The organism is Paenibacillus sp. 23TSA30-6 (assembly GCF_014858585.1).
In the GTDB taxonomy this organism is placed as follows: Bacteria; Bacillota; Bacilli; order Paenibacillales; family Paenibacillaceae; genus Paenibacillus.
In genome coordinates this window covers 48,865-67,693 of sequence record NZ_SLTL01000030.1, presented here as the reverse complement: position 1 = coordinate 67,693, position 18,829 = coordinate 48,865, and the positions used below count along the sequence as shown (strand labels likewise).

The window sequence follows — 18,829 nt, the reverse complement described above, 5'->3', positions numbered from 1 at the left end:
ACGACCGTTAAGCCCTCCAGCGCCGATGGTACTTGGACCGCAGGGTCCTGGGAGAGTAGGACGTCGCCAAGCAAAAGTAAGAAGGATCATGATCTCCTTGAGATTGTGGTTCTTTTTTTGTATATTACGTTCCAGAACCTTATATGTAACCCCTAATCTGTCTTTTTCCAAGCGGATTATTTTTAATAAAAGGGTCGACTTTATCTCTGGAAAAGCTTAATTATAAAGGATGTCCTTCCTGTGAGTACACTTGTTTGTACAGGGTAATACTAAAAGTTATGGCTGCTGAGGAAGGCTTGACACCCCTATACCGCTTTGCTAAGATTGCAATAATATATTTTCAGAGAGCCTTGATTTGTCCATGTCGGACAGACAACAAGACCAATACAGACTAAACAATTTGAAGGAGGATCATCTTGGTGTGGGAAGATAAATTCGGTAAGGAAGGCCTTACCTTTGACGATGTTTTGCTGGTACCTCGCAAGTCGGTGGTTCTGCCGAAAGAAGTAAGTGTAGCGACCCGTTTGAGTGATAACGTGAAGCTGAATATTCCTTTGATGAGTGCTGGTATGGATACTGTTACTGAGGCAGTTTTGGCAATTTCCATGGCTCGTGAAGGCGGTATCGGTATTATTCATAAAAATATGTCGATTGAACAGCAAGCAGTAGAGGTAGATCGGGTTAAACGTTCAGAGAGCGGTGTTATCACCAATCCATTTTCATTGACTCCAGATCACTTGGTATCTGATGCTGAAGCTGTTATGGGTAAATATCGTATTTCTGGCGTACCTGTTGTAAATGAAGAAAATAAGCTGGTGGGTATTATTACTAACCGCGATCTTCGATTTATTCACGATTTTAATCTTAAAATCAGTGAAGTGATGACCAAGGAAAAGCTGGTAACTGCACCTGTAGGTACGACCTTGCAGGAAGCAGAAGGTATTCTGCAAAAGCATAAAATTGAAAAACTTCCTTTGGTCGATGATGAAAATTACCTCAAAGGGCTTATCACTATTAAAGATATTGAGAAGGCTATTCAATTTCCAAACGCAGCGAAAGATGCACAAGGGCGTCTTCTGGTCGGTGCGGCTGTCGGTATTTCCAAAGATACGTTTGATCGGACTGAAGCACTCGTAAATGCAGGTGTGGATCTGATTGTCGTCGATTCTGCTCACGGTCATCATATTAACATCATTGAAGCGGTTCGCAAATTGCGTGATGCTTATCCTGATCTGACGATTGTAGCAGGTAATGTAGCTACTGGTGACGGAACGCGCGAATTGATTGAAGCAGGAGCTTCGGTCGTAAAAGTCGGCATTGGTCCAGGCTCCATTTGTACAACACGCGTAATCGCAGGGATTGGTGTTCCACAAGTAACAGCTATTTATGATTGTGCAACAGTAGCACGTGAATATAATATTCCGATTATTGCCGACGGTGGTATTAAATACTCCGGTGAAATTACAAAGGCCATTGCGGCAGGGGCTTCTGCGGTAATGCTGGGAAGTCTTTTTGCAGGTACGGAAGAAAGCCCAGGCGAATCCGAAATTTATCAAGGACGTCGCTTCAAAGTATATCGTGGTATGGGCTCTATGGCTGCGATGAAGCAAGGTAGTAAAGATCGTTATTTCCAAGATGACGACAAGAAATTAGTACCGGAAGGCATTGAAGGACGCGTTGCTTATAAAGGACCACTTTCCGACACTGTTCATCAGCTGTTGGGAGGTCTTCGTTCCGGTATGGGTTATTGCGGTACAGCTAATATTGAGGAGCTTCGTAACGATACAAGCTTTATCCGTATTACAGGTGCAGGTCTGCGTGAGAGCCATCCGCATGATGTGCAAATTACGAAAGAAGCACCAAACTACTCTCTATAAAGTTCAGATGTAGTAGACTTGACGACAGGCAGAGCGCATTTCGCTCTGCCTGTCTTTTTTTAGAGATACCCCTGTGATAGAATAGACAGGTGTCCGCCCTTTTAAGAAATTGTTGAGAAAGTAAAGACACATTAGTACCCTTGAATGAGTACCTTGCTGGATTCAAACAAACAACAAGTAGAGCATGCTCATGATAGGCCGAACTTATAAAGATGAAATCCAATAAACGATAAGACATTAAACATTAATTACATTGGCCAAGTTAAGGCTGTAACCGCCGGCTCGTTATACATAGCGGATCGGGTTGAGGTACGAGAGGAGTTTGTATCCATTTGAAACCGAATAATCTAAAGCAAAATAAAAAACGCAGCATGATTAAAAAGAGCGTAACAGCAGTCATGGTGCTTAATATGATGTACATGTCAGCATTGCCGGTTGTGGGTAATTTTGATCCGTCTGTAGCTACGTTTGCCGCCGGAGCGACAACAGAGGCAGTCAATATTACGGGGACAGGCTCTGTTAAGCCACCTAGTCTGGCGCTGCGCTCGGCTATCTTGATTGAGCCTTCCACAGGGCAGGTATTGCTGTCTATGAACCCGGATGAGCCGCTCCCACCAGCAAGTATGACCAAAATGATGACAGAGTACCTCGTAGCGGAGCAGGTCAAGCAAGGGAAACTCAAATGGACGGATAAGGTTACGGTTCAAGAGAATGCTGCCAAGAGCATCGGATCACGTATTTTTCTAGCTCAAGGTGATCAACATACGGTAGAAGAACTGTATATTGCCATGGCGGTAGGCTCTGCCAATGATGCAACGGTAGCTCTTGCCGAGCGTGTGTCTGGAACCGAGCAGGACTTTGTAAAATTGATGAATGAAACAGCTCAGAAAATGGGTATGAAAAACACGTATTTTATTAACTCTACAGGGTTAGACCGTGGTGATATGCCTACAGGGTTTCAGCCGGATACCAATCGAGAGACTGTAATGACAGCGAGAGATGCGGCTACACTAGCTAGTAACATTATTAAGGATCACCCTGACTATACACGGTTTACGACGATTCAATCGTACAAGTTCCGTCCGACGGACAAAGCACCGATTATTAACTACAACTGGATGTTGGAAGCAAACAAGAATATAACTAACTTTAGAAAATTTGCCTATCCGGGTCTGGACGGAATGAAAACCGGTCATACGAGCAATGCTGGCAACTGTTTTACGGGGACAGCCGAACGCAACGGAATGCGTCTTATCAGTGTAGTTATGGGGGCAGACTCAGAGCCACACCGTTTTACAGAGACTGCTAAAGTATTGAACTATGGCTTTGATAATTTTGAAGTGAAGCAGGTAGTGGCTCCAAAGACGGTGGTTAAAGGTGTAGAGAATGTGCCTGTCACCAAGGGGACTGAAACAGAAGTACCTGTCGTGACTAAGGATGCGGTAAGCTTTGTCGTACCTAAGGGCGCAAGCAACCCTAAAGTGACGTTTACAACGAACATTACGCCGGAAGGCTCACTCGTGGCGCCTTTGAAGCAAGGGGCAAAAGTCGGAACGATCAAGTACACGTATAAAACGGATGGTGTGGATAAAGGCCAAGTCAAAACCGTCGATATGGTTACTACCACGGCTGTAGAAGAGGCTGGCTGGTTCCGTATGCTTTTCCGGGCAATTGGTAACTTCTTCGGTGATTTGTTCCAGGGCATTAAAAACCTGTTCTAATCGTCTGATTACCAGACAGATAGAGCCGAGGATTCTTGCTATGCCTTACTTATTTAGCGGATTGAAATGATTGTGTATTTGGCGTCTGTGCGGTAAAATATTAAGTTAGAATCTAAACGTAACCCTTACAGGAGGAAACGACATGGAAACGGGAACTTCACGTGTAAAAAGAGGTATGGCAGAGATGCAAAAAGGCGGCGTAATCATGGATGTCATGAACGCTGAACAGGCTAAAATTGCAGAGGCGGCAGGAGCTACAGCGGTAATGGCTCTTGAACGGGTGCCTTCAGATATCCGTGCAGCTGGCGGGGTTGCCCGTATGGCTGACCCAACGATTGTGGAAGAGGTCATGAAGGTGGTCTCTATTCCCGTTATGGCTAAGGCTCGTATCGGCCATTTTGTGGAGGCGAAGGTGCTGGAATCTCTCGGAGTTGACTATCTCGACGAGAGCGAAGTGCTGACACCTGCGGATGAAGTTTTCCATATCGATAAGAAAGAGTTTACCGTTCCATTCGTATGCGGAGCCAAGGATCTGGGAGAAGCACTGCGTCGCATCGGCGAAGGGGCATCCATGATTCGTACAAAGGGTGAGCCTGGAACCGGAAATATTGTCGAAGCTGTTCGTCATATGCGTTTTATCAACGGCCAAATTCGCAAGGTGAAAAACCTGTCGAAGGACGAGCTGTATGCAGAAGCGAAAAACCTTGGCGTTGCTTACGAATTGCTGCTGGAAGTGCATGAGCACGGCAAGCTGCCAGTGGTCAACTTTGCAGCGGGCGGCGTAGCAACACCTGCTGATGCCGCATTGATGATGCATTTGGGCGCTGATGGTGTATTCGTCGGTTCTGGTATTTTCAAATCCGATAGCCCTGAGAAATTTGCACGTGCCATCGTGGAAGCGACTACTCATTATACGGACTACAAGCTGATTGCAGAAGTGTCCAAGAATTTGGGCGCTCCGATGAAGGGCATTGAAATTTCCAAACTGGCACCGCATGAACGCATGCAGGATCGTGGTTGGTAAGAAGGAAGGGACCGGCATGAAAATAGGAGTTCTGTCGCTGCAAGGCGCTGTGGCTGAACATATACGAAGCGTTGAACTTGCGGGTGCGGAAGGTGTGGCGGTGAAGAAGACCGAACAGCTCAATGAGCTGTCCGGTCTTATCATTCCCGGTGGTGAAAGCACGACGATTGGCAAACTAATGCGCAAGTATGACTTTATAGATGCCATACGCCAGTTTTCCGATCAAGGCAAGCCTATATTCGGCACTTGTGCGGGATTGATTGTGCTGGCCAAAACGGTTCAAGGACAAGAAGAAGCACATTTGGGACTGATGGATATTACAGTGTCACGTAATGCTTTTGGTCGCCAGCGGGAAAGCTTTGAAACAGACTTGGACATTAAAGGGATTGAGGAACCGGTTCGTGCTGTGTTTATACGCGCGCCATTAATACAGTCTGTTGGAACGGGAGTAGATGTGCTGTCTAAGTATGACGGCGAGATCGTGGCGGCCCGTCAGGGTCATTTGCTGGCTTCATCCTTCCATCCGGAGTTAACAGACGATTACCGGTTACATCAGTATTTTGTGGATATGGTCCGCGAATAGCGGAAAGTCAGGTTTGTAGTGTAGGAGGGGTTACCTGTGTTAGATATAAAGATTTTACGTAATGAGCTTGGTCGGGTTGAAAAAGCTTTGCAAAATAGGGGCAAATCTCTGGATTTGATAAATGGCTTTACGGATCTGGATGTTCGTCGTCGTGAGTTGCTTCAGGAAAGTGAAGCGCTCAAAAATCGCCGGAATGTCGTATCCGGTGAAGTAGCCAAGTTGAAGAAGAATAAAGAAAATGCGGATGACCTTATTGCCGAGATGCGTCAGGTTTCTGACCGTATTAAAGAATTGGATGAGCAAGTGCGCGAGCTGGAGGTTCAGATCGACGAACTGGTGATGTCCATTCCGAATATCCCCAACGAGTCGGTGCCTGTAGGTGCTTCGGAGGAGGATAATGTAGAGATTCGCCGCTGGTCGGAGCCACGCGAGTTTTCTTTTACGCCTAAAGCACATTGGGAGCTGGCACAGGAGCTGGATATTCTCGATTTTGAGGCGGCAGCGAAGGTGACGGGTTCCCGTTTTACGTTCTACAAAGGATTGGGGGCACGTCTGGAGCGTGCGCTGATTAACTTTATGATGGATCTGCATAGCAGTGAGCATGGTTATGAAGAAATGCTGCCCCCATACATTGTGAACCGGGACAGCCTGTATGGAACAGGACAGCTTCCGAAGTTTGAAGAGGATTTGTTCAAGCTGCGTGATACCGAGTATTATCTCATTCCTACGGCTGAAGTTCCGGTAACGAACTATCACCGCGAAGAGATTATGAACGCGGATCAGCTTCCAAAAAATTATGTAGCATACAGCTCCTGTTTCCGCTCTGAGGCAGGATCGGCAGGACGGGATACACGTGGTTTGATCCGTCAGCATCAGTTCAATAAGGTAGAGATGCTTAAGCTGGTTCACCCGGACACCTCCTATGAGGAACTGGAGAAAATGACGAATAATGCAGAGCGTGTTTTGCAACTGCTTGGACTTCCATATCGTGTGCTGGCACTTTGCACCGGGGATATGGGTTTCACGTCTGCCAAAACGTATGATCTGGAAGTGTGGCTGCCTGAGAGTGGCATGTACCGTGAGATTTCTTCTTGTTCGAATACAGAAGATTTCCAAGCGCGTCGTGCAAACATCCGGTTTCGGCCGGAGCCGAAAGCAAAGCCTGAATTTGTACATACACTGAACGGTTCAGGATTGGCTGTAGGACGCACAGTGGCTGCTATTTTGGAGAACTATCAGCAAGAGGACGGAAGCGTTGTGATCCCGGAAGTGCTGCGTTCATACATGCGAGGCGCTGAAGTTATTGCTCCCAAACAGTAAGCATTGCATTCGTTTAAAGTCTGTGGTAAAATAATTTTGTTGCGCCCGAGATTTTTTTAAATGGGAAGCAACTTTATCCAATTACCACCTGGAGAGGTACCGAAGCGGTCATAACGGGGCGGTCTTGAAAACCGTTAGAGTGCAAGCTCACATGGGTTCGAATCCCATCCTCTCCGCCATATTATAAATGAACCAAGCCATTCGATACGATAGCTGATACATTGGCCTTTACGCGCTGATGATTAGAGATCGTAAAGAATGGCTTTTTTGTTGTATAAAAAGCCTGTTTTTTTCACACGTTATCAGATGTGGAGGTGCTGGCATGAATCGAGAAATGACAGTAGATCAGCAAAAGCTAGTAGAAGCCTGGCAGGAACAACTGGCGAGACTTTTGAATTCAGGGGATAAATCACACGTACAAGCAGATGAAGCAGACAACCGCACTATACGCATCCATATCGAGGTAGAGGGCAGACAAATGTACTCCTTTGATTTTGCATGTACTTATGTAGATTCTCGGGAAGTGAAGGTTAGCTTGGTCGATGTAGAACGGGACGGACAGTCTGTGGATGAACGAACAGATATCATTCAACAGCTGGTGTCCGACTATACTCGGCATATTCATCAGTGTGCTCAGACGTTACAGTCATTGACACATTCGTAGTCATGAAGGTATGAGGGGGGAAGCTACATGACAAAAGCCAAAAACGGACTGGATAAAAACCTGTCTAACATTGTGGATGATTTGGAGCAGCGTCCGGTTAACAGTCATCAGGCACAACAAGTACAGCAGGACCGTAATGACCGCCGTCATCAGGATGCACTTAACCATGATAAAACGGAAGACCTGCACCATCTATAGTCCTATTTTAAATGGTAATAAACGGTTTTGCCGATGTATCAAAATATAGTCTGAGAACGGAGGATGCATAAATGAGCAAGCCTAAAGCCATTCCTGTTCCCGAGGCACAGGACGCCGGTGGAGGAAATGAAAAGCGTGAGCGCAATCATCAGCAGGAGCCATTGTCCGGTTCCAAAAAGGTGAAGCAGCGGAATCACGTAGACCACCACAACAGAGAAGGATCATAAGCAGTTAGACTTTTTGCCTAAAAATTATGGTAAAGTACAGGACACCCTGGTTAAAGAGCCGGGGTGTCTTTGTGCTTATTGTAAGAAAATTTTCCAATAAGTGTTTCATTGCCTGTGAGTATGCGGTAAAATAGGGGGTGTGTATTTTTTTGTTAGCATTATAAAAGGGGTTAATTACGAGAGGAGAGAATCTACACAATGAGTAAAAAGTTATCCGTCTTGGTACTCACTATGGTGTTGCTTTTGACGGTAACCCTAGTAGGTTGTAGCAAGAAGTTAGAACCGAAGGAAGCTGTTACGAACGGTACCGCTAATGCAATGAAACTGACTTCTTATGAATCCAAAAGCCAATTCACGGTTAAGGATTTGACGATTACGTCTGCTTCCGTCCCAAGCGAGCAAAGTGCAATGGTGACGAGCATGCTGAAAAATGCGGACATTACGCTGGATGGTGTATACCAAAAAGAACCTTTACAATCTGAAATGACGCTGGGCATTCATTTGAAAGGTGACCTTTCCACCAGCTTCACGATTCCAATGGTTATGACCAAGGATAAATTGTACGTTAAAATTCCGAACATTCCATTTTACCCGCTTCCACAGGAAGTTGTAGGCAAATTCCTGATTATTGATCCGCAGGAGCTGGCTAAACAGTCCGGACAAGAATTTAACCCTGCATCAATGGATCAGGAAAAATCGCAGAAATTTGCGAATGAAGTCATTGCTGCTATTTTGGGTGAGTATGATCAAGCTACGTACTTCTTTGATATTGATCCTAAGGATGCTAAATTGCCACAAGGCATTAAAGCTAAACAAGTCGTACAATTTAAAGTGACAAATGACAACGTGAAGCCAGCTGTCGATACTTTTGTTACTAAGGCAATCCCTAAAGCGATTGATGTGATGTCAAAAGATGAGTACATCAGCTTGTTCCAATTGAAAAAAGAAGATCTCACCGCAGCAAAACTTGCGGTGGAAACCAACACCAGCGATTTCAGAAAAAAGCTGGATGAGTTGAAAAACTATTTGACGGTGAAACAGTTCGACATTAACACAGCCTTGAACAAGGATGATATTCCTGTGTATCAAGATCTGAATGCGAATGTAGAGATGAATGATCCGACCACAAAAGACAATGTGAAATTGTCTGTAACTGGCTACACGCAATACAGCAAAATCAATGAAAAAGCAACATTTAAAGTGGGTATTCCAACAGGGGACCAAGTCCTGACGATCGAACAATTTCAACAAAAAATGCAAACTGTTGCTCCTTAAATAAAGGAATGACGCGATTGTAAAGGCATTATCCATATAATATGATGTAATGCGAGAAAAACCGCTTGGCTTAGAGCCAGGCGGTTTTTTAGTCATATATGGCTCTGAGCAGATGGTGTACCTGTCCGGGTCTGCCACACGTGATCCTCGGCTAAAAGCCCGAACATCCGATGATCTTGCCATGTCCCTTGAATTTGTACCAGCTTGCGGGCAATACCTTCAGGCTGAAAGCCGCACTTTTGCAGTACACGCTGTGAGCGCTCATTATGCAGCAGGGTTCCGGCTTGTAGACGGTGAAGCGATAGGGCGCGGAAGGCAAATTGTATGGCCAGCTTCAAAGCTGCGGTCATATGCCCTTTGCCTTGTTCATGCTGATCCATCATGTAGCCGATATCGGCGAATTGTCCCATGCCGCGCACAAGATTAGAAATGGAGACATAGCCGATCAGACGCTCGTCCTCCAAGAGAAAGATACCGAACGAATATCCCCGATCCTCCTCTGCTTGACGCAATTTCTGACGGATATATTCCTCCTGTTCTTCCAGCGTGAAAAATGAATCGCCGTGAAGTGGCTCGTACGGTGCATGGGACTCCCTATTTGTAAGCCTGAGGGCAAGTAGAGCTTCACTATCCGCCAGGCTAAATGGCCGTAACAAGATACCTTGAGGCGTATTATACAAGCTCATAGGCATGGGCTGATCTCCTTCCATGGGAAATTAGCAATGAGACGTCAATAACGGCTGCATTACGGTTGTGTATAAGTAAGCGATCCTAACTACCCATCCTCAGGATGAAGATGGTGGGGAAGACAACTTGGCAGCGGCCCTTTTTTGCCGGAGCTGACGAAAAAAATCTGTCAGCAGCGAGGCGCATTCCTCTTGAAGAACGCCGCTGATCACCTCAGTGCAATGATTGAATCGAGGCTCCTGTAGTAAATTCATCAGCGTACCCGCACAGCCTGCCTTCGGATCGGTGGTGCCATAGATCAAATAGGGAACCCGTGATTGTACAATCGCTCCGGCGCACATGGGACACGGCTCCAGAGTGACATACAACCTGCAATCCAGCAGGCGCCAGGCTCCCAGATGCTCGCTGGCCTGACGAATGGCGACCATTTCGGCATGTGCTGTCGGGTCAGCGTCCGTCTCGCGCAAGTTGTAGCCGCGTCCTATGATTTCATTATCTTTTACGATGACAGCTCCGATGGGCACTTCACCCAACGCTTCTGCCTTATACGCTTCTTGAATAGCTTCTTTCATCCAATAAGCGTGATCTATTGTGGTCACTGGTAAAAATGCCCCTTTCAAATGCGAATTATCCAACGAACAAATATTCCGTTGTTAACATGATGTGAATAATTTTGTGGATAACACGACACTTATCCACAGGTTTATCCACAGTTTATAATAAAAGCTGTGTATTTGTGGACGACTTGTGGATGATTATCTTATTATATTGTAGGCAAACGTTCGCATATTGACAACTGTATACAAGCTGTGTGTATTTATGTTTATCCGGGAAATGTAAATGCTGGTATCACAGGCGCTATTACGGTATCATTGAATTAGCAATTGCCAGTAATCGCCAGCATACGGCAAGAGGTGAGAAATCAGTGTGTCGATAAAAATCAAAATTACGATCATTTTGTCGGGGTCCGTTCTGTTTATCCTTTTGTTAAATATTGCACTCAACTATTACATGACCCACGAAAATTTAAGAAGTGACAGCGAAACGAAAATGGTTCTGACGGCCAAGATTATTGGAGGAGCCATTGAACAAACTCAACAAAGCTGGGTGGCCGTCGACAAGCAGCTTGGATATAAGTTGTGGCTATCTGCCACGCTGGCTGCCAGCCAGCTTGATCCTGATATCGATCATGTTACGCAGGAACAACTCGAACAGATGACCAAGCGCAGCGGGGATATTGATATTTCCCTGATGGTGCGTGATGGGAAGGGGTACAAAGTTGCCAAATCGTCCAATCCGAAAGAGATCTTGTCTGGCGATCCATTGACAGGCTATTGGAAAAATGCAGTTAATCAATTATATGAGCATGGACAGGCTGGAATGGTGCATGGTCAAAATCTGGATCATTTTTGGACTGGAGCATTTGACTATACAGGCTCAGATGCCACCCATATTAACAAATGGGGATTTTATTATGACCAAAAGCGTAACTATATGATCCGAATCTCCTTTCAGGACAGTGAAGTGCAAAATTTTATACCGATCCTCAACCCCGATGAAATCGTAAAGCAAACCCAACAAGTGGATTACCGCATCATGGAGATAACGGGAATTAACCCTACAACCTTCGGTGGCTCTACGATGGACAACCATGGAAACGACCGAAAATATTATTACATGTACAACAAACCTATCCGATTCGGCACTTATCAACTAGCGAGGATACAGGAGGATCGTTTGGCTGTTTCCAAGGCCATGTTCTCCGGGGAGAGTATTGTACAAGACTGCTATATTAAAGGCGAACGGGTCCTCGTCAGTTACATACCATTTTATCCGGCTAACCGTGACGCCTATGTCATTCGTATTGTTATGAATTATGATACGATCTCTTCCGTTATTTATAAGCAATTAATCAGTCTGATTGCCATCTCTATTGTCTTACTGGAGGTTGTGATCATTGGCAGCTATGTGCTGGCAAGTTTGTTTGTCCGCCCAATTCAGTCGATATTGGGAAAAGTGAACGAGATGGCTGACGGCCATTTTGACACACGACTACAGATTAAGGGTGGTCATGAGCTTGCTCAGCTTGGTGAACGCATCAATGCGATGGCTTACAATCTCGGGATGTATACACGGAGACTCGAACAGATGTATGAGGAGAACCGTTCTGTAAAAGAACATCTGGAGTCTGTCATTAATCAGACCGCTGATGCGATTCATGTGACCGATCAGGATGAGCGTATCATCCGGGTCAATCATGCTTTTGAAGCCCTGTACGGCTGGACCAAAAAAGAATTGGTCGGACGTAAACTCCAGTTCGTACCGCCACAGCAAGAGGAAGAGTACGAATTTCAGAAGGAAAGATTGCTTCAAGGAGAGAGTATGGTATCTATTGAGTCCATTCGAATGCGCAAGGATGGAAGTACGGTAGAGATTAGTATGAGCATGTCGCCCATTCTGGATGAAGAAGGCGAGATACTGGGATTCATCAGCGTCTCCCGTGACATTACAGGCCGCAACCGGATGGAGGAATTGCTGCGCAGATCGGAGAAACTGACGACGGTAGGACAACTGGCGGCAGGAGTTGCGCACGAAATTCGCAATCCGCTGACCACGCTACGCGGATTCCTCCAGTTACAGCAGCAAAATAAAGTGCTGAATCTGAAGCATAATGATATTATGTTGTCCGAGCTGGATCGTATTAATCTGATCGTCAGCGAATTTTTAATATTGGCAAAGCCGCAGGCGGTACATTTTCAGAAAAAAGATGTGCGTTATATTGTAAGTGACGTCATTTCCTTGCTTGATAGTCAGGCGCATCTGCTAGGCATTGTGTTCAATCTACAGGTAACGGAGGAGCCTGCCCTCGTATACGCCGAAGAAAACCAGTTAAAACAGGTATTCATTAATTTGCTTAAAAATAGTATGGAGGCCATGAGCAAGGGTGGTACGATAACGATTCATTTGTTCTTGGAGGGAGAAAGCGTTAAAATCTTCATACGGGACCAAGGGACGGGTATTCCGGCAGAAATGCTGTCCAAGCTGGGGGAACCTTTTTTCACAAACAAGGAAACAGGTACAGGACTCGGACTTATGGTCAGCCAGCGTATTATACAGAGTCATAAAGGCACACTGGATATTGATAGCATAGAGGGAGAGGGAACGACAGCCCTTGTGCAGCTTCCAACTGCCGAGCCTGAGCCATTGGATGGGCAGCAGAAGGAAGCGTGACAGTAGAAATGGAGGGTACACAGGTTGCGCATTAACAAGTTTATCAGCGAAACCGGTTTTTGCTCGCGCCGGGAGGCGGACAAGCTGGTAGAGAGCGGCCGCGTGACGATTAACGGCGAGGTGGCGGTGCTGGGCAGTCAGGCGGAGGAGGGCGACGACGTCCGTGTGAACGGCAAGCCACTCCGTGAAAAGTCCGGTCACGTATATATTGCATTGAACAAGCCGGTGGGGATTACAAGCACGACAGAAAGCCACATTCGAGGGAATGTCGTCGACTTTGTGGGGCATCCGCAACGGATTTTTCCCATCGGACGTCTGGATAAAGATTCGGAAGGTCTCATTTTACTTACGAATGACGGAGACATTGTGAATAAGATTTTACGGGCGGAAGGCAAGCATGAGAAGGAGTATATCGTAACGGTGGATCGACCCGTCACACCATCTTTCGTGCAGGGGATGTCCACAGGTGTAAAAATACTCGGTCAGCGGACGCTCCCCTGCGAAGTGACGCGTGTATCTGAGTACGTATTCCGCATCATCTTGACGGAAGGGAAAAACCGTCAGATCCGGCGCATGTGTGCTGCCTTTGGCTATGAAGTGAAGAAGCTGCAACGTCTACGGATTATGAATATTCGTTTGGGGTCGCTTCAGAGAGGCGCCTGGCGTGACCTGACAGAGACGGAGAAGCAGGAACTAGGTGAGATGCTGAATTATACACTCAGCTAAGCCTGAGGGCTTCTCATGGCTGATAGATGGTACGGCAATGGATAGGACAAGAGGCAGAGTGGAATAGCACAATGAAAAGGCACCAGCTGCATAAAAAATGCGGCGGTGCCTTTGTCTATATAACATATGCATAATCAACCTTCATTCGAGCTTGAGGTAGGACTGATAACTTGTGTGCCGTTCTGATATTTACGTAGTACGGAAATTTCGACACGGCGGTTTTTGGAGCGTCCTTGACCATCCTGATTGCTTGCTAGTGGACGATACTCACCATAACCGATGGATACAAATTTGGTTGGATCAAGCTGCGGATTGAGCAGCAAAATGCGCAAGAAATTCAGAGATCGTTTGGCACTCAAATCAAAGTTGGACGGAAACTGACTATTGGAAATCGGCACATTATCTGTATGGCCTGATACGATGACATCATAGCCAGGAAATTGCTGGAGCATGCTGGAGATGGACTTGGCCAGCTTTCGTGCTTCCGGTTTTACCTCAGCCTGACCCGATGAAAACAAGGCGTTATCGCTAATGGTGATCATGAGCTGGGATTGGTTCAGCTTCGTATTGAGCAGCGGAGTCAGACCATTATTTTCAATATACTGATCCATCTGCTTTTTGAGCTTTTTCAAATCCTCTTCTTCCCGCTGGGCGAGTTGCTTTTGCAGTTCAGCCGTAGAAGTGGCTTTAGACTTTATAGGTTGTGTTACCTGTTCTTTATTTTTGCCCATATCTGCGGATTGTGACGATGGATTGGCAGCAGAGTGCTCCAGAATCCCTGAGCCTCCGTTAAAGGCTGAACTCATGGATTGGGCCATTTCCTCGAATTTTTTGGCGTCGAGCGAACTCATCCCGAATAAGACGATGAAAAGAGCTAGCAGAAGGGTCATCAAGTCGGAATATGGCAACAGCCAGCTTTCGTCGGCATGCTCCTCGTGCGGTTCATGTCTTTTTTTACTCACCGGAATCCCCATCCTTCTCGGCCAGGGTAGCCCGTTCGGTCGGAGTCAGGAATATCGTCAGCTTCTGGCTGATCGCAATGGTGGATATACCTGATTGAATCGAGAGCAGGCCTTCGACCATCATTAATTTAAGCTCTACTTCTTTTTTGGATAACCGTTTCAGCTTATTGGACATTGGATGCCACAGGACGTAACCTGTAAAAATACCGAGCAACGTCGCAATAAAGGCAGCCGCAATGGCATGAGACAGCTTTTCCATGTCACTAAGGTCGGCTAGAGCGGCAATCAGACCTACGACGGCACCGAGTACCCCGAGCGTCGGAGCGTACATACCAGCCTGAGAGAAAATCAGCGCACCTGAGCGGTGTCGATCTTCAGTAGCATTAATGTCCTCCATCAGAACGTCACGTACGAATTCCTGATCATTACCATCAATAATCATACGCATACCGCCACGCATAAAGAGATCGTCGATCTCCTCTACCTTGGATTCCAGCGCTAACAGGCCTTCGCGACGGGTAATGGATGCCCATTCGGTAAACGTGCCGATGAGCTCTTTACGGTCCAAAAGCTTTTGTTCCGTGAAAATAACCTTGAACAGTTTTGGAATCCGTTTAATTTCTGCCATCGGGAAGGCCATAAAAATACTTGCTGCCGTTCCGACAAAAATAATCATGTAAGCAGCGGGATTGTTGACCAAGTTGATCACTGGCGCGCCTTTGAGAATCATCCCGACGACCAATGACATAATCCCGAGTACAAGTCCGATAATGGTTGAAATTTGCATGATACACCTCATCCATGAGAATAGATTTTGAATCCTTTCATGCCGCCGGGGTCGTCCTTGCCCCAGGCACGTCATTACAAGACGGATTATAGTATTTATCGACAAAACTCTCTTTTTTGTTAAGTACGAATTTCCGGTATAATAAGGTGATTATCTAATGAATGGTGGAAGAATTGGAGGAAATGGCATGGGAGTGAAGCACGGACGGGAGTATGAACAAATTTTGAACGATTTGACAGAGGCTGTGGGACACATTCCGGATAGCTATGAATTTTTCGAAATGGAAGCAGAAGATTGGGACAGGCTGGACCCGGCAGGGCGTCAGGAAGTCAATGAAGCGCTGGCTGAAGACCTGTTTTATGCGCTGGGTACAGAGCCCGTTATCGCTGTGGGCAGCGGCGTTGTCATCTATGAACCGGAGCAGCACCGTATCTATGTGCTCATTGGGGATGAGGAGCTAACGTCGGTACCTTTGATTTGAACAGGTCCGTCTTATGGATTTATCAACGGGGCCGTGGTAATATGGACACCACTATATCGTAGTTTTGGTCGCATTCAAGCGGCTGAAAGGCTTCCGTATAAAAGGGGAGGAGTCGTAACATGCCTTTTACACAAGAAGAGATTGAAGCACATCTGGAGAAGCTGGAGGGCTGGGAACTGGAGGAAGGACGCTGGATTGTCCGCAAATATAATTTTTCCAGTTTTATGAAAGGGATTGCATTCGTGGATGAAGTTGCTGCTATATCGGAAGCATTTAATCATCATCCATTCATTACGATTGATTATAAGACCGTGACCCTGCGCTTAACCTCCTGGGATGACGGTGGCATTATGGCCGTAGATATTAAGGAAGCCCAACAATATAATGAAGCTTTTGAGAAAATGCGTAGCAGTCATTGAGCTGATCATGGTCTGCCATATGATAAAAGCGCCTTCGATATACAACAATGCCGTTGTATGCCGAAGGCGCTTTTATCATTGAACATGAGGCTGGGGGTCAGGATGATATACCATACAATGAAACGGCTTTTTGCCATCGGGAGTCTGACGTTCATAGGTATCCGTAATCTCAAATCCGGCTGCCTTGTAAGCCCGAATGGCGCGCCCATTCCAGGTCAGTACCTCCAGATCAATTTCATTCTCCGGGTTGCGTCGTCTGGCTTCCTCGGCAATGGCACGGACAAAATCGGCGCCTCTGCCATGTCCACATAATTGGGGGTGCATTCCCAGACCCAGCCGGGTCACTCCAATCATCGGGAAATATTGAGCAAATCCGGTTAGCGTGTTCTCGTCATCCAGTACAGCAACATATTGCTCTTGGCGAAGCGTGGGGCTTCCAAATTCGACTTCAAGTGCCTTCATTTGTTCCCAAGGTAGCCAGCCGTATATGTTGTAGGGTGGATCATAGCGCCACTCACATATCGCAGCCGCCTGCTGTTCGTCCATCGGTACGATCCGGTAGTTAGATATTGAGGCCGGCATGTCTCCCCATCCTCCTTTTACAAGTACTTAAACCATTAACAACAGATTGTAGACAAGTTGCAGGGGATTGGCAAGCGGTGTTTATTTCATACCCAAGTCGGGTATACATTCAATAAGAAAGCTTTACTGCTCATATGCTCCCCCAGCTGTGACGGTAAAACCGACGATGTTCGCAAAATCTGAAACCTTTTGAGGTGTCAGTTCGTCAGTAACGATAACGTTTCTGATGTTGTGGACATAAAAAACCGCAATTCGATTCCGGCCAGAATCAAATTGCGGCTCAGGGTTAGTTTGCTGTTCGTTAGTTATTCTACGTTGTCGTCATCAGGAGTTTCAGAAGCTACAGCGTGGTAAGCGTCTGTGCTCATAATTCTTTTTGCACCGACATAGCGGTTAGCGTAATAGTTTTCGTCCAGTGAGCTAACAACTACACCACGTGAAGATGAGGAGTGGGCAAATTTCCCTTCACCTACGAAGATACCTACATGGGAAATGCCTCTTCCTGTGGTGTTGAAGAACACCAGGTCACCAGGTCTCATTTCGTCGCGGGATACGGAAGATCCCATTTTGAATTGTGATCCGGATTGATGGGGCAGATTAATTCCTAGTTTGTGATATACATACATTGTGAAGCCGGAGCAATCGAACCCGTCGAGTGTAGTGCCTCCGCTTCTGTAGTTCGTTCCTTTGGCATCTTGGATGACCTGGTCCATCTTAGAGTCTGCAAATGCACTTCCTCCACCGAATGTAAAAGATGTAAAGGCAATGGCGAGACCCATGGCTGCGATCGTTAGCTTCTTCTTCAAAAAAAATATACCCCTTCCAATGCCTGCGAGGTTAGCTTAAGGATTCGGTAGAAGGTTCCCCTATGACCACTCTGTTGCGAGATCAATTCACCCAAACTGGTTCCCCCGCTTCCCAGGTGCCAGGAATTAGGCTTAACTTAAGATGTGCACCTTGGAGAGCAATATTCACGATAACGATGTTTTTAAGGTAAAGGTTACAATAAAGATTACAAAGTTGTTACTATCAGTTCACTGCGATTATTGTAACAAAGTCGGCTGGCTTTGGCAAATGTTTCATCGCAAAAAGTTACAAAAAAATCTGCTCCCTTTATCGCGGGAACAGATTTTGTTAAGAGTATTCAGTTATGTGCCGTTTGCCTGGATATGAATGGAGATGGATAGTTGTCTTTGGACAGCCAGAAATTGTTCGGGAGGAACGGAGTGAAGGTTCAACCTCTGCCGGAGATATCGGTATGCCATAGTCGGTACTGTGAACTGATGTGCCATAGCCTGACCAGACTGGTAACAAAATGATACGTTTGCTGGAGAATGAGTGCCAGCATACCAGTCCAAATCATCGCCATGGTGCCGAATAGACCAAGGACGAGCAGTACACCTGCACCGAGCAGAAGCGAAATACCGATAGCCGGGAGGATTTGGCGAAAGAAGGCAAGCAGCGACGATTGTATGGCGTGACCACCTACGGTGCCTAGCTGCATGTACAGGATGCACTGGCGGATGAACCAGCCATAAGCAATCCAACCGATGGCATAGGGCAGCACATGCAGGAGATAGGCGGGAGATTGCAGCGCCCCTGCCACGATAGGGTAGAGCTTAGGCACCACCCAGAAAGCAGGGAGCAGCAGGAGTCCAAGCTCGATGACGTAATAGATCAGCGATGACAAGCCATGACGTTTCATTCCGCGGAAAAAGGACAGACTCTGTGGCTCGGTCGCATGGGTGTGCAGACTTTGGTATATTCCCGCCCGGATGAAGGGGGTAATCAGTGTACGCAGCACCGTTGCCCCCAGTAGTATCCACAGATACATATGAACCTCTTGGTTGTCCGTCAGGGCAATCTGGCTCTCCATCCAAAACAACGTCTGTCCCAGTTCATTTTGACCCTGATCGGGGTAGCGCAGCAGCAGGGGAGTAACGGCGGATTGTACCAGCCGATAGAGAAAAACGCCCCATAGCAGTCGATACAGAAACAAAATGATGACAATATAAAATTGTATGCGCACAAGCGCCCAGCCTTCTTTTATAACAGTACGCATCTA

At 46.5% G+C, this 18,829-nt stretch carries 20 protein-coding genes, 1 tRNA gene and 1 riboswitch; of the genes, 14 read left to right on the top strand and 7 right to left on the bottom strand.

The window, feature by feature from the left end:
- The first annotated feature begins 419 nt into the window (after positions 1 to 419).
- From guaB to E0698_RS21865, 10 genes are all read left to right on the top strand, one after another.
- On the top strand, positions 420 to 1,877 hold the full coding sequence (gene guaB / locus E0698_RS21910; protein WP_192512904.1) for an IMP dehydrogenase: 1,458 nt from the start codon (positions 420 to 422) through the stop codon (positions 1,875 to 1,877).
- Positions 1,878 to 2,209: 332 nt separating this feature from the next.
- Positions 2,210 to 3,598: a D-alanyl-D-alanine carboxypeptidase family protein gene (locus E0698_RS21905; protein ID WP_192512903.1), complete on the top strand. Its 1,389-nt coding sequence runs from the start codon at positions 2,210 to 2,212 to the stop codon at positions 3,596 to 3,598.
- Positions 3,599 to 3,740: 142 nt separating this feature from the next.
- Entirely contained in the window at positions 3,741 to 4,622 is an 882-nt protein-coding gene (gene pdxS, locus E0698_RS21900; RefSeq protein WP_134911705.1) for a pyridoxal 5'-phosphate synthase lyase subunit PdxS, read from the top strand.
- A gap of 16 nt (positions 4,623 to 4,638) precedes the next feature.
- Positions 4,639 to 5,205: a pyridoxal 5'-phosphate synthase glutaminase subunit PdxT gene (gene pdxT / locus E0698_RS21895; RefSeq protein ID WP_192512902.1), complete on the top strand. Its 567-nt coding sequence runs from the start codon at positions 4,639 to 4,641 to the stop codon at positions 5,203 to 5,205.
- 36 nt (positions 5,206 to 5,241) lie between these two features.
- On the top strand, positions 5,242 to 6,525 hold the full coding sequence (gene serS / locus E0698_RS21890) for a serine--tRNA ligase (protein WP_149096305.1): 1,284 nt from the start codon (positions 5,242 to 5,244) through the stop codon (positions 6,523 to 6,525).
- 90 nt (positions 6,526 to 6,615) lie between these two features.
- A tRNA-Ser gene (locus E0698_RS21885) sits at positions 6,616 to 6,704 on the top strand.
- 143 nt (positions 6,705 to 6,847) lie between these two features.
- Positions 6,848 to 7,189, top strand: coding sequence for a hypothetical protein (locus tag E0698_RS21880; RefSeq protein WP_149096306.1), 342 nt, complete (start codon positions 6,848 to 6,850; stop codon positions 7,187 to 7,189).
- Between the two features lie 27 nt (positions 7,190 to 7,216).
- Positions 7,217 to 7,387, top strand: coding sequence for a hypothetical protein (locus E0698_RS21875; protein ID WP_187644973.1), 171 nt, complete (start codon positions 7,217 to 7,219; stop codon positions 7,385 to 7,387).
- A 71-nt stretch (positions 7,388 to 7,458) separates the two neighbouring features.
- The gene (locus E0698_RS21870; RefSeq protein WP_134911701.1) at positions 7,459 to 7,614 is read left to right on the top strand and encodes a small acid-soluble spore protein P; all 156 of its coding nucleotides are present in this window, start codon (positions 7,459 to 7,461) and stop codon (positions 7,612 to 7,614) included.
- Positions 7,615 to 7,812: 198 nt separating this feature from the next.
- Positions 7,813 to 8,889 (top strand): hypothetical protein, encoded by a 1,077-nt coding sequence (locus tag E0698_RS21865; protein WP_192512901.1) that lies wholly within the window; start codon positions 7,813 to 7,815, stop codon positions 8,887 to 8,889.
- Between the two features lie 92 nt (positions 8,890 to 8,981).
- Here E0698_RS21865 and E0698_RS21860 read toward each other — a convergent pair whose 3' ends face one another.
- Both E0698_RS21860 and tadA read right to left on the bottom strand, forming a co-directional pair.
- Positions 8,982 to 9,581: a GNAT family N-acetyltransferase gene (locus E0698_RS21860; RefSeq protein WP_134911699.1), complete on the bottom strand. Its 600-nt coding sequence runs from the start codon at positions 9,579 to 9,581 to the stop codon at positions 8,982 to 8,984.
- A 93-nt stretch (positions 9,582 to 9,674) separates the two neighbouring features.
- Positions 9,675 to 10,175: a tRNA adenosine(34) deaminase TadA gene (gene tadA / locus E0698_RS21855; protein ID WP_134911698.1), complete on the bottom strand. Its 501-nt coding sequence runs from the start codon at positions 10,173 to 10,175 to the stop codon at positions 9,675 to 9,677.
- 328 nt (positions 10,176 to 10,503) lie between these two features.
- Here tadA and E0698_RS21850 point away from each other — a divergent pair, with 328 nt between their 5' ends.
- Both E0698_RS21850 and rluF read left to right on the top strand, forming a co-directional pair.
- Complete coding sequence (locus E0698_RS21850) at positions 10,504 to 12,807, top strand: PAS domain S-box protein (RefSeq protein ID WP_192512900.1); 2,304 nt, start codon at positions 10,504 to 10,506, stop codon at positions 12,805 to 12,807.
- A 24-nt stretch (positions 12,808 to 12,831) separates the two neighbouring features.
- Positions 12,832 to 13,533, top strand: coding sequence for a 23S rRNA pseudouridine(2604) synthase RluF (gene rluF / locus E0698_RS21845; RefSeq protein WP_014279090.1), 702 nt, complete (start codon positions 12,832 to 12,834; stop codon positions 13,531 to 13,533).
- A 134-nt stretch (positions 13,534 to 13,667) separates the two neighbouring features.
- On the opposite strand, the gene E0698_RS21840 is transcribed toward rluF, so the two are convergent.
- Entirely contained in the window at positions 13,668 to 14,495 is an 828-nt protein-coding gene (locus E0698_RS21840; RefSeq protein ID WP_192512899.1) for a flagellar motor protein MotB, read from the bottom strand.
- Positions 14,488 to 15,282: a flagellar motor stator protein MotA gene (motA, locus tag E0698_RS21835; RefSeq protein WP_134911695.1), complete on the bottom strand. Its 795-nt coding sequence runs from the start codon at positions 15,280 to 15,282 to the stop codon at positions 14,488 to 14,490. The genes E0698_RS21840 and motA overlap by 8 nt, the downstream gene beginning before the upstream one ends.
- 187 nt (positions 15,283 to 15,469) lie before the next feature.
- Here motA and E0698_RS21830 point away from each other — a divergent pair, with 187 nt between their 5' ends.
- Entirely contained in the window at positions 15,470 to 15,763 is a 294-nt protein-coding gene (locus tag E0698_RS21830) for a hypothetical protein (protein WP_025683485.1), read from the top strand.
- A 119-nt stretch (positions 15,764 to 15,882) separates the two neighbouring features.
- On the top strand, positions 15,883 to 16,182 hold the full coding sequence (locus E0698_RS21825) for a 4a-hydroxytetrahydrobiopterin dehydratase (RefSeq protein WP_007428083.1): 300 nt from the start codon (positions 15,883 to 15,885) through the stop codon (positions 16,180 to 16,182).
- 75 nt (positions 16,183 to 16,257) lie between these two features.
- On the opposite strand, the gene E0698_RS21820 is transcribed toward E0698_RS21825, so the two are convergent.
- The 3 genes from E0698_RS21820 to E0698_RS21810 form a co-directional block, all read right to left on the bottom strand.
- On the bottom strand, positions 16,258 to 16,764 hold the full coding sequence (locus tag E0698_RS21820; protein ID WP_192512898.1) for a GNAT family N-acetyltransferase: 507 nt from the start codon (positions 16,762 to 16,764) through the stop codon (positions 16,258 to 16,260).
- Between the two features lie 305 nt (positions 16,765 to 17,069).
- Entirely contained in the window at positions 17,070 to 17,570 is a 501-nt protein-coding gene (locus E0698_RS21815; RefSeq protein WP_134911693.1) for a C40 family peptidase, read from the bottom strand.
- Between the two features lie 5 nt (positions 17,571 to 17,575).
- Positions 17,576 to 17,713: riboswitch (cyclic di-AMP (ydaO/yuaA leader) on the bottom strand.
- Positions 17,714 to 17,998: 285 nt separating this feature from the next.
- Positions 17,999 to 18,826, bottom strand: a complete 828-nt coding sequence (locus E0698_RS21810; protein WP_192512897.1) for a hypothetical protein — start codon at positions 18,824 to 18,826, stop codon at positions 17,999 to 18,001.
- Positions 18,827 to 18,829 lie beyond the last annotated feature (3 nt).